Genomic DNA, 16,271 nt, shown 5'->3' with positions numbered 1-16,271 from the left:
GCGCCGTCCCGACCGGAGCGTCCCTGGGCCATACGCCCCCCATACGGACTGCCGCTCCACTGCGCCACAGTCGGAAAAGCGCCGCCTGCGGCTCCATACCGCGAAATCCGTATGCTGTTCCTACTCGCATCCGCTCGGATTGCTTCGGGACTGCACCGAATCAATCGGAATCCGTATCACACACGAAAAAGCTCCCCGGCGTGGGGAGCCTTCCCGGCAGCGCGAACGCCGCTTCAGTTGCGCGTTTGCGCGTTCATACCGTCTGCCGTTTGCTCCTGCTCGCTTCGTTCGGATGGAAGGGGCTGCAAAGATCCTTCCAGCCGACTCGGTCTCAGTCCACCAGCAGGGGGATCAGGACGGGGTTGCGGCCCGTGACCTTGCGCACGAAGCGCCGGACGGCTCCGTACATGTCGTCGCGCACGTCCTCGAGGCGTTTCTTCTCGCGCAGGCCCTGTTCGATGGCTTCCAGGGCGACCTTGCGGATCTGCCCGTCGAGTTCGCGGTTGGCGCGCACGAACCCGCGTGACACGATCTCCACGTGCGGGGTGGGGTGCAGCACGGCCGTCATGATCAGAATGCCTTCCTGACTCATGTTCACGCGGTCGAGCAGCACGTCGTCCCCGATGTCCCCGACACCCAGGCCGTCCACGTACACGGCGCCGGCCGGCACGGTGCCCGTGACCTTGAACTCGTCCTGGCTCAGGCGGATCACGTCGCCGTTCTTGGCGATCAGGGTGCGCTTGGGCGGGCGGGGGAGGGTCTGGGCGAGGCGGGCATGGTTGATCTGGTGGCGGGGCTCGCCGTGCCACGGCAGGAAGTACTTGGGCCGGGCGAGGTTCAGGACCGTGGCGAGTTCCTCCTGGCTGCCGTGCCCGGAGGCGTGCACGCGGTAGGTGGGGGGGTAGTACACGTCCACGCCGATCTCGTACAGGCGGTTGATGACGAGGTTCACGGCCTCCTCGTTCCCGGGGATGGGGTTGCTGCTCAGGATCACGCTGTCACCGCGGCGCAGGGCGATCTTGGCGTGGTTTCCGAAGGCCAGGCGTGACAGGACGCTCATGGGCTGGCCCTGGCTGCCGGTGCAGACGTACAGCACCTGCTGGTCTTGCAGGCCGCCGACCTCGTCGTTCGTCAGGAACGGTTCGGGCAGTTCCATGTAACCGAGTTGCTGCGAAACCTGCGCGTACTTGAGCATGGAGCGGCCTTCCATGACCACGCGGCGGCTCTGGCGGTGCGCGATGTTGATGACGTTCTGAATGCGGTGCACGTTCGACGCGAAGGTCGTCATGAACACGCGGCCCTTGATGCCGGCGATCAGGGTTTCCAGGCTGCGGGCCACCTCGGCCTCGCTGGCTGTGCGGCCGGGACGCTCGGCGTTGGTGGAGTCACTGAGGAGCAGCAGCACGCCGTCTTTCCCGGCCTGCTCGATGCGCGCCAGGTCCGAGAGTTTGCCGTCGCTGGGTTCCTCGTCGAGCTTAAAGTCCCCGGTGTGCAGCACCACCCCGACCGGCGTGGTCAGGATGTACCCGGCGTTGTCGGGAATCGAGTGGGTCATGCGGACGAACTCCACCTGGAAGTGCGTACCGATGCGGATCTTGTCGGTCAGTCCGATCTCGCGCAGGTCCACGTCGCCGTCCTTGATGCCGAACTCGGACAGTTTCTCCCGGACCAGGCCCAGCGTTAGGCCCGCGCCGTACACGGGAATGCGCGGCAGGCGCGGCAGGACGTACGGCAGGCTCCCGATGTGATCCTCGTGCCCGTGCGTGAGAATCATGCCCTTGATCAGCCCGGCGTTCTGCTGCAGGTAATCGATGCGCGGAATGATCAGGTCAATGCCCATCTGGTGGCTTTCCGGGAAGGCCAGCCCGGCGTCCACGATCATGATCTCGTCCTCGTAGCGGTAGGCGGTGATGTTCTTACCGATCTCGCCCATGCCGCCCAGCGGAATGACTTCGAGGTGTGGAACGGCGACCGCGTCGGTCTGGTCGGCTGTGTGTGTCATGGGGACTCCGGGTGGCCTGCGGGCAGCGTGCAGGCGGGTTGTGTGAGACGGCGGGGCCTGGACTGCGGCCTGAGTGTGAATCATGCGGTTGTGTCGCTCGGCCCCCCGGTACTGCCCTGGGACGTGGTGCCCGGGGACGGGGTCAGAGCGCGGTACGGTCAGGCTACCACACCCCCGCCCCCTCACGCCGGTCAGGCCGGTGCCGGCGGAGTGCGGGGACGCGGTATCATTCCGGACGTGACCTCTCAACGCATTCTTGTCATCGAGGACGATCTGGATATCGCCAACGTCCTGCGCATGGACCTGACAGACGCCGGCTTCGAAGTGGAACACGCCGACTCGGCCATGAACGGCCTGATCAAGGCCCGCGAGGAGCAGCCCACCCTGATCCTGCTGGACCTGGGCCTCCCGGATTTCGACGGCGGTGACGTCGTGCAGCGCCTGCGCAAGAACAGCGCCGTGCCCATCATCGTGCTGACCGCCCGCGACACCGTCGAGGAGAAAGTTCGCCTGCTGGGCCTGGGCGCCGACGACTACCTGATTAAGCCCTTCCACCCGGATGAACTGCTCGCCCGCGTGAAGGTGCAACTCCGCCAGCGCACCACCGAGAGCCTGACCATGGGTGAACTGACCCTGGACCCCCAGAAACGCCTCGTGACCTACAAAGGCGACGAGCTGCGCCTGTCTCCCAAGGAGTTCGACATTCTGGCGCTGCTGATCCGCCAGCCGGGCCGCGTGTACTCCCGCCAGGAGATCGGCCAGGAAATCTGGCAGGGCCGCCTGCCCGAGGGCAGCAACGTCGTGGACGTGCACATGGCCAACCTGCGCGCCAAACTGCGTGACCTGGACGGCTACGGCCTGCTGCGCACCGTGCGTGGCGTCGGGTACGCCCTGCGCGGCTGAGCCCGGCAGATCCCGTGACAGACCAGTCCGACTCCCGGCCGGGCTTCAGCGGCGCGCACGGCCCGGCCCTGCTGCTGGCGCTGCCCGACCCGCTGCTGCTGATCGCGGCCGACGGAACGGCGCACCTGAACCCGGCGGCGCAGGCGGCCCTGACGGACGCCGCGCCGCAACCCGGCGCAAGCCGCGTGACCGGGTGGACGGCGCTGTTCACGCCGGAAGTGGCGGCCGTGCTGCGCGGTCCCCTGGACGCTGCGCTGGAAGGCCGGACTGCGCGGGCCAGCGTGGTGCTGCGCCCCGGCGGGCCCGTCACGCTGGTCACGGCCGCGCCAGCCGCCCCCGGAGCAGACGGTGAGGCCCAGGCGCTGCTGCACCTGCGCGCGGGCGAGCCGCTGAGCGTCGCCCTGGAGCTTATGGACGCCCTGGGGCTGGGCGTGGCCGTGCAGGACCACGACTCCCGCATCCTGCAGGTAAACCCCAGCGCCACCCGCATCCTGGGTCTCAGCGAGGCGCAACTGAGCGGGCGCGACTCTCTGGACCCCCGCTGGCGCGCCATTCACCCGGACGGCCGGCCGTTCCCCGGCGACACGCACCCGTCCAGCGCCGCGCTGCGCAGCGGTCAGACTATCCGGGACGTCCCCATGGGCATCTACCGCCCGGGCAGCGACGACTGGCGCTGGTTGCAGGTGACGGCCATTGCGCACACCCTGCCCGGCCAGGACACCCCGGCGCAGGTGACGACCGTGTTCGCCGACGTGACCGACCGCCACCGCATGGAAGCCGACCTGCGCGGCAGTGAGCAGCGCTTCCGGTCGCTGGTCGAGGCGACCGCGCAGATCGTCTGGGACGCCCACCCGGACGGCAGCTTCCTGCCCCCGCAGCCCGGCTGGGAAGCCTTCACCGGCCAGAGCGAGGCGAGTTACAGCCACGTGGGCTGGCTGGACGCCGTGCACCCGGACGACCGCGCCCGCACCACCGAATGCTGGCAGCGCGCCACTCTGAGCCGGCAACCGTACCAGGTCGACTACCGCCTGCGCCGCGCCGACGGCCAGTACGTGCCCATGCGGGCGCGCGCCGTGCCGGTCATCGACGACGGCGGCCGGATCCGTGAGTGGGTGGGCACCCACACCGACATGAGCGACGTGCGCGGGGCGCAGCAGGCGCTGATTGACCTGAACGCCGACCTGGAACGCCGCGTGCAGGCGCGCACCCTGGACCTCGCGAACGTCACGCGCTTCAGCACGCTGCTGCTGACTGCCGCCGGGGAAGGCATCTTCGGGCTGGACCTGCGCGGCGTGACCACCTTCGCCAACCCGGCCGCCGCGCGCATGCTGGGCTACAGCGTGGAACGCATGATCGGGCACAGCCAGCACGACCTGGTGCACCACCACCACGCCGACGGCCGCGAGTACGCCCTGAGCGACTGCCCCATTCAGCAGACCATTCAGGACGGCCAGACGCGCCGCGTGGACCGTGACGTGATGTGGCACGCGCAGGGGCACCCGGTGCCGGTCGCGTACGTGGTCACCCCCACCCGCGACGAGACGGGCGCGGTCAGCGGCGCGGTGGTCATGGTGCAGGACACCACCGAACGCGAGCGCGCCCAGGCACACCTGCGCGACGTGATCGAGAACCTGGAACGCAGCAACCAGGACCTCGAACAGTTCGCCTACGTCGCCAGTCACGACCTGCAAGAACCGCTGCGCACCATCGGCAGTTACACCGAACTTCTCGTCCGCCGCTACCAGGGTCAACTGGACCCCCGCGCCGACCAGTACCTGCATTACATGCAGGGCGCCGTGACCCGCATGCGCAGCCTGATTCAGGACCTGCTGGGCTTCGCGCAGATCGGCCGTCAGGAAACGCCGCTGGAACCCACGGACCTGGAGGGCCTGCTGCAGGCCGCCCAGCAGAACGTGCGCGCCACGCTGGAACAGGGCGGCGGCACACTGGAATGGCACACCCCGCACGCCGTGCTGGGGCGGCCGTCGCTGCTGCTGCAACTGCTGACCAACCTGATCAGCAACGCCCTGAAATTCCGCGCCGAGGACCGCCCGCCGCGCGTGCAGGTCCGCTCGGAGCTGGACGGTGCATTCGTGCACGTTAGCGTGCAGGACAACGGCATCGGGATCGCGCCGGAATACCACACGCGCGTGTTCGACATCTTCCAGCGCCTGCACCTGCGTGAAACCTTCGCCGGTAACGGAATGGGACTCGCCATCTGCCGTAAAATCGTGGAGTTCCACGGGGGCCGCATCTGGCTGGAATCCCTGCCCGGTCAGGGCAGCACCTTCCACCTGACCCTGCCCGTGGCGCCCACTTCCTGATGACCCCACCATCCACTCCCCACCCCATCGAGATCCTGCTCGTCGAGGACAACGAACCGGACGTCCTGCTGACCCTGGAAGCCTTCGAGGACGCCCGCGTTCCCAACCGCCTGCACGTCACGCGTGACGGCGTGGACGCCCTGCGCTTCCTGCGTGGCGAGGGTGAACACAGCGGCGCGCCCCGCCCCGACGTGATCCTGATGGACATCAACATGCCCCGCAAGACCGGGCTGGAAGTGCTGGAAGAAATCAAGGCCGACCCCGAGCTGCGCAGCATTCCGGTCGTCATGCTGACCACCAGCCAGGCAGACGACGACGTGCGCGCCTCGTACGAACGCCACGCCAGCGGGTACGTGGTCAAACCCGTGGGTTTCGAGAACTTCCTGGGCGCCATCCACGCGTTCGAGGCGTTCTGGCTGACCTTCGTGCGCTTTCCCCCGCGCGGCCCGTAAACGGCCACCACGTCGCCCCCCCCCCGGGGCGCGGGAGAGGGCCGAGCGGAGCGGGCAGGCTGGGGGGCAGCAACCGTTCCAGCCGGGCAGACCCGGAGAGCTGCGCCGCAGGGCGAGTGGGCGCAGCGCGGCTTCTGGGCGTCCGGCTCAGCCGCCCAGGTAGCGGCTCCACTGCGGCTGCCAGTGCGCGAACTGCCCGTGGGCGTACACCCCGAAGGTCGGGGCGCGCGGGGGGGTGCGCAGCGGCATGGCGGCCTCCTCGGGCGTGCGGTTGCCCTTGCGCTGGTTGCAGGCGCGGCAGGCGGTCGTGACGTTCTCCCAGGTGTGCCGCCCGCCGCGCGAGCGGGGCAGCACGTGATCGAGCGTGAGTTCCTCCGGCGAGCCGCAGTACTGGCAGGCGAAGGTGTCGCGGCGCAGGACGTTGCGGCGATTGAACGGCACCGGGTGCACGCGCGGGCGGCGCACGTAGCGGCGCAGACGGATCACGCTGGGCACAGTCATGACGGTGCTGGGCGAGCGGACCACGTCGGCGCTGTCCTCCAGAATCTCGGCCACGCCGTACTGCACCAGTGTGATGGCCCGCTTGGCACTCGTGACGTGCAGCGGCTCGTACGAGGCGTTGAGGACCAGCACACGCGGCGCGTTCAGGTCGGCCGCAATACGAGGTATTCGGGTGTCTTCCTGCACGTCCGTTCTGGAGGTCATGCACGGCATTCTAGGGCGCGGCGGTCAGGTCAATGTTACGCCGGGACGCTGAGTGATTCCCTGCGGCCCCTGCGGCAAATGGCCTACCGGCGGCCCGGTCAGATCAGCCGGACCAGATCAGCCGGACTAGGTGAGGCGGATCAGATCAGCGCGGAGAGGGTGCCGGGCAGCCATCCGGTCTTCAGGCCGCCCCGGACGAGTTCCAGCGTGCCGTCGGCCACGTACTGCACGGCCAGCGCACCCAGCAGCACGCCCAGCACGCGCGTGACCACGTGCACGCCGGTCAGGCCGATCAGGCGCGCGATCTGCCCGGACAGGCGCAGCGCGAGGTAACACAGCAGCAGCACCGCGGCCGTCACCAGGAACACGGCGGTGAGCAGCAGCGGCGAGCCGTGCGCGTCCGCCGCGAGAATCATGATGCTGGCCAGCGTGCCGGGGCCCGCGATCAGCGGAATGGCGAGCGGGAACACGCTGATGTCCTCGCGCTGCCGGGCCTCCTCCTCTTCCTCGGCGGTTTCCTTGCTGCCGCTGGGCCGCGCGAACACCATGTCCAGCGCAATCAGGAACAGCAGGATCCCGCCCGCAATGCGGAACGAACTGAGGCTGATGCCCAGGTGCTCCAGCAGCGCCCGCCCGAACAGCCCGAACAGCAGGATGATGATGCCCGCCACCAGGGACGCCTTGAGCGCCACGCGCCGCCGCTCGAAACTGGGGCGGTTCCCGGCCAGCCCGATAAAGATGGGCGCCAGGCCCACCGGGTCCATGACGACCAGCATCGTCAGGAACGTCTGGGAGGTGATAGCCAGCATCTCAGGCACGCTGAAGCTCATGCGCTGGCCTTCGTCGTGATCGTGAGTTCGATGCCGAGTTCTTCCAGGATGGGCGTGATGTGGGCGGGGGGGATGGCGCGGCCTCGCGTGGTGTAGGAGGCCACGCTGGCTGGGGCGACATTGAGCTTCTCTGCGAGTGCCGTTTGGAAGCCTCGTGGCTGCTCGCGGATTCGGCGGATGAGGTCTTCTTGCAGCTGCTCCCAGTTCATGTCACTACGGTAGCACGATTTTAGACAGTTGACTAATTTTAGAACATGCGCTAACATTCAGGCATCAGAGAAGGGGCGCAACCTCCGGCAAAGAAAGAGCGCCCCCGACCTGAAATCCCCCCGAACAGAGGATCGCCATGCAAGATACCGCACCCCGCGCCACCACCCGCACCTGGAACACCGTCACCTACGACCGCATGGACGGCGCCATCATCCAGACCCGCCAGCACGCCGTCACCCTGACCCGCACGCCCGCCGGAATCGAAGCCGTCGTGGACGGCCAGCCCTGCGACCTGCGCCACGCCGTCAACATCCTGCGCAGCGCCACGACCACCACCGTCACCCACGAGGTCCTCGAAGCCGCCCCGATCGGCAAGGCCCGCGCCGCCCGCCTGCACCGCCTCATGGCCCGCGCCGGAGTGCCCAGCGGTACGCACTACGCCTTCGCCGCCGCCGCGCTCGACCGCGCCGTTTACAGCCTCGCCGCGCTGACCGAACCCGACGCCCGCGCCGTCTGGGACTTCCTGGCCTTCACCTTCCCGCACATCAAGGCCGCCGCATGACCGCGCTCGAACACCTCACCGCCAGCTGCGCCGCCGCCCCCCTCACGCCCGAGGAACGGACCCGTGCCCTCCAGGCCATCGAGCAGCGCCGCGCCGTCCTCACCGCCGAACTCGCCCAACTGGACGCCATCACGGCTGGCCACCGCGCCGCCCTCGCCCCCGAGCACCAGTTCCGGCTGCTGGAGAACGCCGGTCGGGGGCGCGAGTGAACCCCGTCGTGCAGGACTGGGAACTGCGCCGCATGGATGAAGTCACCTGGGAGGTGGTGGGCGTGACCTTCACGCCCCGCAGCGGCCGCCGCGACTTCCGCGCGACCGTTCACGCCGTCCACCCGGAGGACAGCGCGATCACCGGCACCGACGGCGACCGCTACCCGCTCGAACCGTCCACCACCGGCACCGAGGCGCTGTTCATCGTCCAGGCGGATCTGGCTCTGCTGGAGGTGAGGGCATGAAGATCGACCTGTACCGCGCCCGGCAGATTGCCGTCGAGGCGCTCGGCCCGAACGGTGACGACACCCTCGCTGCGCTCGACGCGGCGGGGTTGGTCGTCGTGCTCCGGCGGCAGCTCCCGCGTGACACGGGGGACAGCGAGGAGTTGCTCGACGTGCAGCTCGCCACGCCCGCCAACGTGACCCCGATCTGGGGAGTCACCGTCACCACGCGCGAAGGCGAGGTCCTGGAACTGGTGGCCGCTGAGGGCACCGACCTGCAGATCGGGGAGGCCGTGAGCCTCCAGTCGATCATGGGCCACCGCATCAACGTCACCGTGGACCGCGAGGGCGGGCTGCTGCTCGCGGCCGTGGCGGTGGAGCGGTGACCGGCCCGGTCACGAACGGCACGGCGACCAGTCACCCAAACAAAGGACGGAAGATTCACCGGGAGGTGCGCTCGCCTGTTGAACGCTTCTTCGCGCAGACGGAGCGTTCTGGAGAGTGCCTCGTGTGGACTGGGACAATCCTCAAGACTGGATACGGCCGTTTCAGTCGAGGCCGGAAGGCAGAAGGAAGTGTTGCTGCCCATAGATATGCCTGGGAGTTGGTGCACGGCCCGATTCCTGACGGCCTTCTCGTGATGCACAAGTGTGACAACCCGCGGTGTGTTGATGTAGAGCACCTGTTCCTCGGCACCCACGCCGACAACATGGCTGACAAAAAGGCCAAAGGCCGTCAGGTGCGCGGCGAACGCGCGCCGAAAGCGAAACTCACCGAGGCGCAAGTCCTTGAGCTTCGTGCTAAGGCTGCCGCTGGGGCGCGAGTCTCTGCTCTGGCCCGAAAGTATGGAATAGACCGCAACAGCGTGGCTAAAATCATCGCCCGGAAGAACTGGAGTCACCTATGAATGGCCGTGCCATTTATTCGGTGGACGACGATACGCTCCGCTGGACTCCGGAAAACCGCCTGGACGCCAACGAGTACGCCCTGGTCAAGGCCGCCGGGTTCAAGTGGTGGGGCCGCACCGGGGCCTGGGTGGCCGTCTGGACGCCCAGCCGCGAGGACCACCTGCTCGCCCGCGTAGGGGAGATCACGCACGAAGCGGACCCGGATGACCCGCAGGCCCGCGTGCAGCGCTTCGCCGGTCACGCGGCGGCGGCCGTCAGCCGGTCTGAGCAGCGCGTCACGGCCGCCCTGCAGGGCCTCCCGCCCGACGGGGAGCCCATCAAGATCGGGCACCACAGCGAGAAGCGTCACCGCCGCGCCATCGAGCGCAGCGACCAGAACATGCGCAAGGCCGCCCTAGAGGACAAGCTGGCCGACTACTGGCGCGGCCGCGCACTGGGGGCCGAGCGCCGCGCCCGGCAGAAGTCCGACCCTGGCGTCGTGCGCCGCCGGATCGGTCGCCTGCAGGAGCAGCTGCGTATCCATGAGCGCACCCTCGCCCAGGCCCCGGACAACCGGTACGCCCGGCGCTGGCATGAACACCTCACCCTGCGGATCGCGTTCGAGGGCATCGACGCGCGTACCCCGCGCCGGACCTGCACTGGCATGAACACCTCACCCTGCGGATCGCGTTCGAGGAGGGGAGGCTGGCCAGCCTGAACCCCGAGCCGTTCGCGCCCCTGACCGCCTACCAGAAGGGCGACGTCGTGGTGCACAAGCGGTACGGCAAGTGCCAGGTGCTGAGCGTCGGGCGCGTGAACCTCAAGATCCGCCAGCTGGAAGGCCCCACCAGAGGCTGGGAGTGGGCCGCGCCGCCTCACGAGGTTCAGAAACCGTAACGTGTGCCACCACCCGACCGAAGCGAGTGCCGCTGGGAGAAGTTCCAGACGGCACTCGCTTCGGTCAGGCACCGCGCGTCAGTAGGGGCTCTCCTGCACGAACACAGACAGGACGCCCTGCGCTCCCTCCGGCAGGTCTTCCAGGATGACCGTCACGCCATCATCCGCGCCGTACAGCAGGTCCAGATCAAGAGGCCTGCTGCCCCCCGTCCTGAACGTCGCAGCGGCGCTCCCCCCGGTGAACCGCCAGTCCCCCAGGGGCTTCAGGTCCTTGCTCAGCACTTCTGACAGGACAGTCGTGACGCTGCCGGACGGGCCGTCGACACTGAAGCAGGTTTTTAACGAGTCGGCGGGAGGACGCGCGCATGGGATCTCCTTCACGGGCGCGTGCTCTTTCACGGCGGCGACGGCGTACGCCATCAATTCTTCCCGAGTCCACTCTTTCATTGACCGTCCTTCCATGCACCCGCTGACCATACACATCAGCACAGCGGCGTAGAACATCCTCACTGGACACCTTCCTTCTGGAGCCGGGCGATCCAGCCATTCGCGTCATCGCGTCCAGGGTGCCAGCTCATCCAGTGGCTGACGAATTGCTGCAGGACCGCACTCCGGTCCGGGTCGCGAATGGTTACCTGATTTCCCCTCGCGGCAATCTTGGTGAGCACGCTCGGAAGGGTACTCGGCGTCATGAGTTGGGGGATCGGCAGGTTGAACGTATCCAGGACGCCGGTTCCTCGCCCAGGGATCGGGATGGGGACGGTCAAGTTCTTGGTCGGGCCGATCCCCAGGGACTTGATGACAGCGCGCTGCCCTTCGCTCAGGGGCACGGTCTTGACCTCCTCCACCCACTTCCAGACGGCTTTGAACGCCGCATACGTTTCGACCTTCTTGAGCTTCTGCTGCGTGGCCTCGAGGAGAGCGTTGTACCCGATGTTCGCCTCGACCATCTCGTCGGCGTAGTTCATGCCCCGCATGAGGGACGGGAGAATACTTTCGCGTCCCGATTCCGCTTTCAGGCGGGGATCTTGTGTGGTGCTCACGCCGCCGCTTGGTGTCACGCGCACCTGCGTGCCGCCCGCTTCCTGGATGTCATGGGCGCCGTACTGCAGGATGGCCTTCTGCTCCGGTGTGAGCTCAGCTGGGTTCATTCCCTGAAGTGCTGTGGTCAGCGGGAACGCCTTGTGACTGTTCGTCATGTCGACCGCCGGTCTGAAGTTCGGGTTGCCCCGCGCGCGCGTGAAGCGCGTCAGGTACTCGATCTGACCGGGCAGGTGCGTGTCACCGCTCAGCGGCACGATGTCACCAGCCATGCGGTAGTGCGTGCTGCGTGCGTCGGTCTTCTCCGTGAACCTGGCCGCCATTTCGTCCGTCACGCCAGGGGCCTGGAAGGTCACGACCTGAGTGACTTTCTCCGGCCTCCGGGCCGCTACGACCTGCGCGAGGCCCCCGCCGAGGCTGTGACCGGCGAAGATCGCCTGCTTCACCTGCGAGAGGGTCACGGTAATGAGTTCCCAGTTGGCGTTCACCTGATTGACGCCGACGCTGTCCTTGGCGAAGTTCGCGAAGATGGAATCCACGCCGCCCTCGCGGTTCGTGACCTGCACGCCGTCCGTACCGCGGAAGACCAGGATCGGATCGTTGAACACGGTGCGCCTGGCGCGAACGGCCGGATCCTTGATCTCGTTCAGTGGAATGGGTAGGAACGCCCGCATCTGAAAGCCCCACAGGCCGGTCACGAGAGGCCCGGCGTGGTACCCGAAGAAGGCCAGGAGCCGCTGGGGTTGCAGGTTGCTTTCCTTCTCGATGGCATTCTTGTCGCGGTCGGCGTCCTGAAGGTCCAGGTCTTCTTTCAGGGTATTCAGGTCCGAGTCATTCATGTACACGGCGCGGATCGTCAGCTGTTCAATGAAGGCGTGCAGGCTGAGCTGCTCCTTGTTCAGGTCAGTGGACGTGCCGATTTTCTTCTGGATGGCAAGGGCGTAGTTACCGCCGTAATGTTTTGCCAGCGCCGCGTAGAACTCCAGCCCGCCGTTTCTCTGCATGAGCGTGCGGACGGTGAGGAGTTCCGCGCGGTCCATGCTGTCGAGCAGGGGTTTGAGCTTGATGATCGCGATGGGGCGTGGCCGGGATTCGCGGGACAGGAGGACGCCGCTTTGCAGGGCGTGGGCGAGGACGTCCTTGTGCTCGCGCGCGTACGCCAGGGCGGCTTTCAGGACCGCGTTGCCGGTCGGGGCAGCGGGGCCTGGGGTGGAAGTGCGATTGGGTATGGTGGGCGTGACCGTGGACTGGGTCGTGTCTTTGACGGACGGGCGGCGCACCGGGGAGGCATTGGTCATAGGAACTCCTCTCCCGGAGTCTACTGAACTACCGGTCACTGTGAGGCCGCACTTGCGTAGGGGCAACCCCTGGTCTCGCCGGACGGCCCGGTTTCCTGGATTGCTGCCCACCACGGTAGGCACGCGCTGATGGGCAGGGTCGCCACGCGGCGTTCTCGGAGGTCAGTTCCGCGTTGATCGCGGCGGCGGGACAAGGGCCACCGGCCGCCGCCAGCGGCGATCTGTCAGCCCCAGCTGACCTCGGCGGTCACGTCCGCGACGCAGGGCTGCTCGCCGTCCCAGGCGCTCTGAGCCAGCTCCTGCGCCTGCCCGTAGGTCAGGTGCGGGTACGCCTTGACCAGCTCGTTGATGAGGCTGTGGGGACCGCTGACCTGCACGCGCTTGAACGAGTCCAGAACGCCTCAGTGAACGAGGTCGAAGCTACGGGCGGCGGGGCGGATTGCGGGGGTGCTGGATTCGGTCATAAAGTACGCTCCTGATCGTCTGGGACGGTGTTTTTAGCTGTCTTCAGTCTGAAGGTCGGACCCTGGGAGGTCAAGTCGGATTTGACCGAAAACGCCGTCCCAGACGATCGCGTTCGGTTCGGCTGAACAAAAAAAGAGCGGGAGGCCTGAGCCCCCCGCTGCTGGTCTGGTCGGTCACGCCGCGCGGCTCACCTGCCACTGCGCCTTGGCCTTCAGGCGGGCCTGCACGACTCGCGCGCGCGCGTCGTCCGCCGCCTCGCCATCCAGCAGGTTCACCGTGACCGCCTGCCCGTCCAGCAGCAGCTGGCCACCCTCGACCGTCACCAGCGTCCAGAAGGTCTCGCCGTCCGGCGCGGCCGCCAGGAACGCCAGCCACGCCGCCCCCTCGCCCAGTGCGCGCCCAGTGGCGGCGGCCAGCTCCTTGCTCGCGTACACGGCCTGGGGCTTCGCGGTCAGGTGCATCAGGGGGTTGCGGGCCTCCTCGCTCGTGGCCACGGCCAGGCCGCTGACGTCACCGCCGCAGGGCGGGCCGTACTTGATCACCGCGCGGGCGGGCTTGTCGGCCTTCGGTGTCGCGGTGCGCTTGGCCTTGGCGGGTTTCTCCTCGCTGACCGGCGCGGCGGCTGCGGCCGTCTGCTCGGCCTCCACGGGGGTCGCCGCGGTCGCCACAGGTTCAACCTCGGCGGCAGGTATCGCCGGGCCTTCCAGGGCCGTTCCCAGGGCATCCTCCAGGGTGTCCGGCTCGCCCTGTTCCGCGTTCGCGGTCAGCTCGGCGCGGATCTCGGCGGCCGCCTCGAACGCCTCATCCCGGCCCATCTCCTCGGCCTGGGCGATCAGGCGGCGCAGCTCGCCGGGCGTCACGCGGGTCTTGCCGTCGTTGGTGGTCAGGTGGAAGTCGGTGCTGGTGCGGGTCACGTACAGGCCCACGGCCTTCGCTTCGGCGAGCAGCTGGTCTTTCTGGGCGGCCGTCATTGCTTTGGTCATAATCGTCTCCTTATCGTCTGGGACGGTGTTTTCCCGTTCCTCGGATGTCTGTAGTCTGAACGTCGGACGGTCCGAAGTAAAGTCGGATGAAACGAAAAAAGACCGTCTGCGACGGCCTCGTTCGGTTCGGCTGAACAGGGGAGGGGTGGCAAGAATGACGGATCAGGCTGGCCGACTGTGGAGGGGGTCAGCCTCGGTGGTTGAGCGATTGCCGGAGTGGTGCCTGCCGCTCCGCATGCAGGATAGAAATGTTCCTGGACCTGACCTCACTTGCCCTGAATTCGCGAAATGCACCCGTTACACTGCTCCGTATGCCCGTCGAACTCATCTGGGATGGAAAATATGACCAGCACGGCAAGCGCGTGCAACCAGTACGCCTGGCCCTGCCGTTCCAGACCATCGAAACCATCAACGAGAGCAACCAGCAGCGCATGCAGACGCTGGACATGTTCAGCAGCGGCAAGGATGCAGAGTGGCGCAACCGTCTGATCTGGGGTGACAAGAAGTACGTGCTGCCCAGTCTCCTCGAGGAATTCCGGGGAAAAGTTGATCTCATCTACATTGACCCGCCATTCGCAACTGGATCTAATTTTAGTTTTACTGCAAGCCTTCCGGAAGATCCTGATGGCGGTGGTAATAACGTCAGCTTTACTAAGCAACCAAATGTCTTGGAGCAGAAAGCGTATAACGATACGTGGGGCAAGGGATTAGACGGATTTGTTGGCTGGTTGTCTGAAACTCTCTTATTGCTCAAAGATCTGTTGAGTGAGAACGGGAGTATATATGTGCAGCTTGACGATCATATGGCCCATTATGGAAAAATTCTCATGGACGAGATATTTGGCATAGAGGCATTCAGAAATGATATTACATGGCAGAGAACAAATTCTCATAATATTAATCCGAAGTATTATCTTCGAGTGCAGGATAGAATCTTATATTACTCTCGGGGCGACTACTCTTGGAGCGCCCAGCGTACGGAGTATTCTGCGGAGCAGCTTGCTAGATACAAAGCTGATAAATCTGGCCGTATGTACACGGGCCAGGACCTCACTATTAAGAGTTCTTCTGCATCCAGGCGTGATGTTTGGCGAGGTACCCAGCCGGGAGCTGGAAGAGCATGGGCTCTCTCTCTTGAAGAAAGAGAGAAGCTATGGGATCAGGGGTTAATATTAACAAAGTCTGACGGTAGCCCTCGGCTTGACGGGCTCAAAATATTTCTTGATGAGAGAGAAGGTAAACGCGCTACGGATCTTTGGAATGACATTCAAAGAGTGGGCAATACCAGCGATGAGAGGCTTAATTACCCAACCCAGAAACCCGAAGCACTTTTGGAACGCATCATCAAAGCGTCTTCCAACCCTGGCGACCTCGTACTTGACTGCTTCTGTGGATCTGGTACCACGGCAGCCGTGGCCGAGAAGTTAGGGCGGCGCTGGATCACCTGTGACCTGGGGCGCTTCGCTATTCACACGGCACGCAAGCGGCTGCTCAGCATTGAAGGAGTCAAGCCCTTTGTGGTGCAGAACCTGGGTAAGTACGAGCGTCAGGCGTGGCAGGCCGCCGAATGGGACGACCTGGAAACGGCCCGCGCCCGCGAAGTGGCGTACCGGCAGTTCATCCTCCAGCTCTACGGCGCTGAGGAACTGCCCGGCGGCACCTGGACGCACGGCCTGAAAGCGGGGCGGCTGGTACATGTGGGCGCCGTCGACGCCCCCGTGACGGAAGGTGACCTGAAAGCCATCGTGCGCGAGGTCTGGCAACGCGCCGGAGCTGAGGGAGCCACCGCCAGCGCGGACGTACTGGGTTGGGACTTCGCCTTTGAACTGAACGAGACCGGCCTGAACATGGCCAAAAAGGCGGGCGTGGAGATCAAATTCAAGAAGATCCCCCGCGAAGTGCTCGAGAAGAAAGCCGTGGATCAGGGTGATATCCGCTTCTACGAGCTGGGCGCAGCGGAGGTCGGGACCGAGATCAAGGGCCGCCGCCTGACCCTGACGCTCAAGGACTTCCTCATGCCGCAGGACGACATTCCCCAGGACGTGCAGAAGAGCATCACGCACTGGTCGCAGCTCGTGGATTACTGGGCCATCGACTGGGATTTCAAGGGCGATACCTTCCATAACCAGTGGCAGGCGTACCGTACCCGCAAGCAGAGCAAGCTGGAGCAAGTGGCCCGGCACGATTACGAGGCGCGCGGCACGTACACAGTGCTTGTCAAAGTTATCGACATTCTGGGGAACGACACCACTAAGACCCTCACGGTGGAGGTGATTTAG

The 16,271-nt window shown here is 66.1% G+C and carries 19 protein-coding genes; 11 read left to right on the top strand and 8 right to left on the bottom strand.

Features of this window, described 5'->3' with window-relative positions; all coding sequences use genetic code 11:
• Positions 1-331 precede the first annotated feature (331 nt).
• Positions 332-2,002, bottom strand: a complete 1,671-nt coding sequence (locus tag QZ271_RS02215) for a ribonuclease J (protein WP_291428570.1) — start codon at positions 2,000-2,002, stop codon at positions 332-334.
• Positions 2,003-2,239: 237 nt separating this feature from the next.
• Between QZ271_RS02215 and QZ271_RS02210 the strand changes: the two genes are divergently transcribed.
• From QZ271_RS02210 to QZ271_RS02200, 3 genes are read left to right on the top strand one after another with little or no spacing between them, the layout of a single operon-like run.
• Positions 2,240-2,905 (top strand): response regulator transcription factor, encoded by a 666-nt coding sequence (locus tag QZ271_RS02210; protein ID WP_189065307.1) that lies wholly within the window; start codon positions 2,240-2,242, stop codon positions 2,903-2,905.
• A gap of 14 nt (positions 2,906-2,919) precedes the next feature.
• Positions 2,920-5,229: a PAS domain S-box protein gene (locus QZ271_RS02205; RefSeq protein WP_291428566.1), complete on the top strand. Its 2,310-nt coding sequence runs from the start codon at positions 2,920-2,922 to the stop codon at positions 5,227-5,229.
• The gene (locus QZ271_RS02200) at positions 5,229-5,681 is read left to right on the top strand and encodes a response regulator (protein ID WP_291428564.1); all 453 of its coding nucleotides are present in this window, start codon (positions 5,229-5,231) and stop codon (positions 5,679-5,681) included. The genes QZ271_RS02205 and QZ271_RS02200 overlap by 1 nt, the downstream gene beginning before the upstream one ends.
• A gap of 147 nt (positions 5,682-5,828) precedes the next feature.
• On the opposite strand, the gene QZ271_RS02195 is transcribed toward QZ271_RS02200, so the two are convergent.
• The 3 genes from QZ271_RS02195 to QZ271_RS02185 form a co-directional block, all read right to left on the bottom strand.
• Complete coding sequence (locus QZ271_RS02195; protein ID WP_291428562.1) at positions 5,829-6,386, bottom strand: HNH endonuclease; 558 nt, start codon at positions 6,384-6,386, stop codon at positions 5,829-5,831.
• Positions 6,387-6,526: 140 nt separating this feature from the next.
• Positions 6,527-7,195, bottom strand: coding sequence for a MarC family protein (locus tag QZ271_RS02190; RefSeq protein WP_291428586.1), 669 nt, complete (start codon positions 7,193-7,195; stop codon positions 6,527-6,529).
• A 17-nt stretch (positions 7,196-7,212) separates the two neighbouring features.
• Positions 7,213-7,425: a helix-turn-helix transcriptional regulator gene (locus QZ271_RS02185; protein ID WP_291428560.1), complete on the bottom strand. Its 213-nt coding sequence runs from the start codon at positions 7,423-7,425 to the stop codon at positions 7,213-7,215.
• Positions 7,426-7,562: 137 nt separating this feature from the next.
• On the opposite strand from QZ271_RS02185, the gene QZ271_RS02180 reads away from it, so the two are divergent.
• The 7 genes from QZ271_RS02180 to QZ271_RS02150 are packed head-to-tail and all read left to right on the top strand — an operon-like array spanning position 7,563 to position 10,205.
• The gene (locus tag QZ271_RS02180) at positions 7,563-7,988 is read left to right on the top strand and encodes a hypothetical protein (RefSeq protein ID WP_291428558.1); all 426 of its coding nucleotides are present in this window, start codon (positions 7,563-7,565) and stop codon (positions 7,986-7,988) included.
• Positions 7,985-8,197, top strand: a complete 213-nt coding sequence (locus tag QZ271_RS02175; protein WP_291428557.1) for a hypothetical protein — start codon at positions 7,985-7,987, stop codon at positions 8,195-8,197. The genes QZ271_RS02180 and QZ271_RS02175 overlap by 4 nt, the downstream gene beginning before the upstream one ends.
• Positions 8,194-8,442, top strand: coding sequence for a hypothetical protein (locus QZ271_RS02170; protein ID WP_291428555.1), 249 nt, complete (start codon positions 8,194-8,196; stop codon positions 8,440-8,442). The genes QZ271_RS02175 and QZ271_RS02170 overlap by 4 nt, the downstream gene beginning before the upstream one ends.
• Positions 8,439-8,807: a hypothetical protein gene (locus QZ271_RS02165; protein WP_291428554.1), complete on the top strand. Its 369-nt coding sequence runs from the start codon at positions 8,439-8,441 to the stop codon at positions 8,805-8,807. Before QZ271_RS02170 ends, QZ271_RS02165 begins: the two co-directional genes overlap by 4 nt.
• Positions 8,804-9,328 (top strand): HNH endonuclease, encoded by a 525-nt coding sequence (locus QZ271_RS02160; protein WP_291428552.1) that lies wholly within the window; start codon positions 8,804-8,806, stop codon positions 9,326-9,328. Before QZ271_RS02165 ends, QZ271_RS02160 begins: the two co-directional genes overlap by 4 nt.
• Positions 9,325-10,026, top strand: coding sequence for a DUF3560 domain-containing protein (locus QZ271_RS02155; RefSeq protein WP_291428551.1), 702 nt, complete (start codon positions 9,325-9,327; stop codon positions 10,024-10,026). Before QZ271_RS02160 ends, QZ271_RS02155 begins: the two co-directional genes overlap by 4 nt.
• Positions 10,027-10,073: 47 nt before the next feature.
• On the top strand, positions 10,074-10,205 hold the full coding sequence (locus QZ271_RS02150) for a hypothetical protein (RefSeq protein WP_291428550.1): 132 nt from the start codon (positions 10,074-10,076) through the stop codon (positions 10,203-10,205).
• A 78-nt stretch (positions 10,206-10,283) separates the two neighbouring features.
• On the opposite strand, the gene QZ271_RS02145 is transcribed toward QZ271_RS02150, so the two are convergent.
• From QZ271_RS02145 to QZ271_RS02130, 4 genes are all read right to left on the bottom strand, one after another.
• A complete protein-coding gene (locus QZ271_RS02145) occupies positions 10,284-10,652 on the bottom strand; it encodes a hypothetical protein (RefSeq protein WP_291428548.1) in 369 nt (122 codons plus the stop codon).
• 59 nt (positions 10,653-10,711) lie between these two features.
• Entirely contained in the window at positions 10,712-12,544 is a 1,833-nt protein-coding gene (locus QZ271_RS02140; protein WP_291428547.1) for a hypothetical protein, read from the bottom strand.
• 224 nt (positions 12,545-12,768) lie between these two features.
• On the bottom strand, positions 12,769-12,921 hold the full coding sequence (locus QZ271_RS02135; protein ID WP_291428545.1) for a hypothetical protein: 153 nt from the start codon (positions 12,919-12,921) through the stop codon (positions 12,769-12,771).
• Positions 12,922-13,182: 261 nt separating this feature from the next.
• Entirely contained in the window at positions 13,183-13,992 is an 810-nt protein-coding gene (locus QZ271_RS02130; RefSeq protein WP_291428543.1) for a hypothetical protein, read from the bottom strand.
• Between the two features lie 311 nt (positions 13,993-14,303).
• On the opposite strand from QZ271_RS02130, the gene QZ271_RS02125 reads away from it, so the two are divergent.
• Entirely contained in the window at positions 14,304-16,271 is a 1,968-nt protein-coding gene (locus QZ271_RS02125) for a DNA methyltransferase (RefSeq protein ID WP_291428541.1), read from the top strand.

The sequence above is a fragment of the Deinococcus sp. genome (genome assembly GCF_018260555.1).
Taxonomy (GTDB): Bacteria; Deinococcota; Deinococci; order Deinococcales; family Deinococcaceae; genus Deinococcus.
Note: the sequence above shows the minus strand (reverse complement) of the source record. Positions and strands in the feature narration are given on the sequence as shown.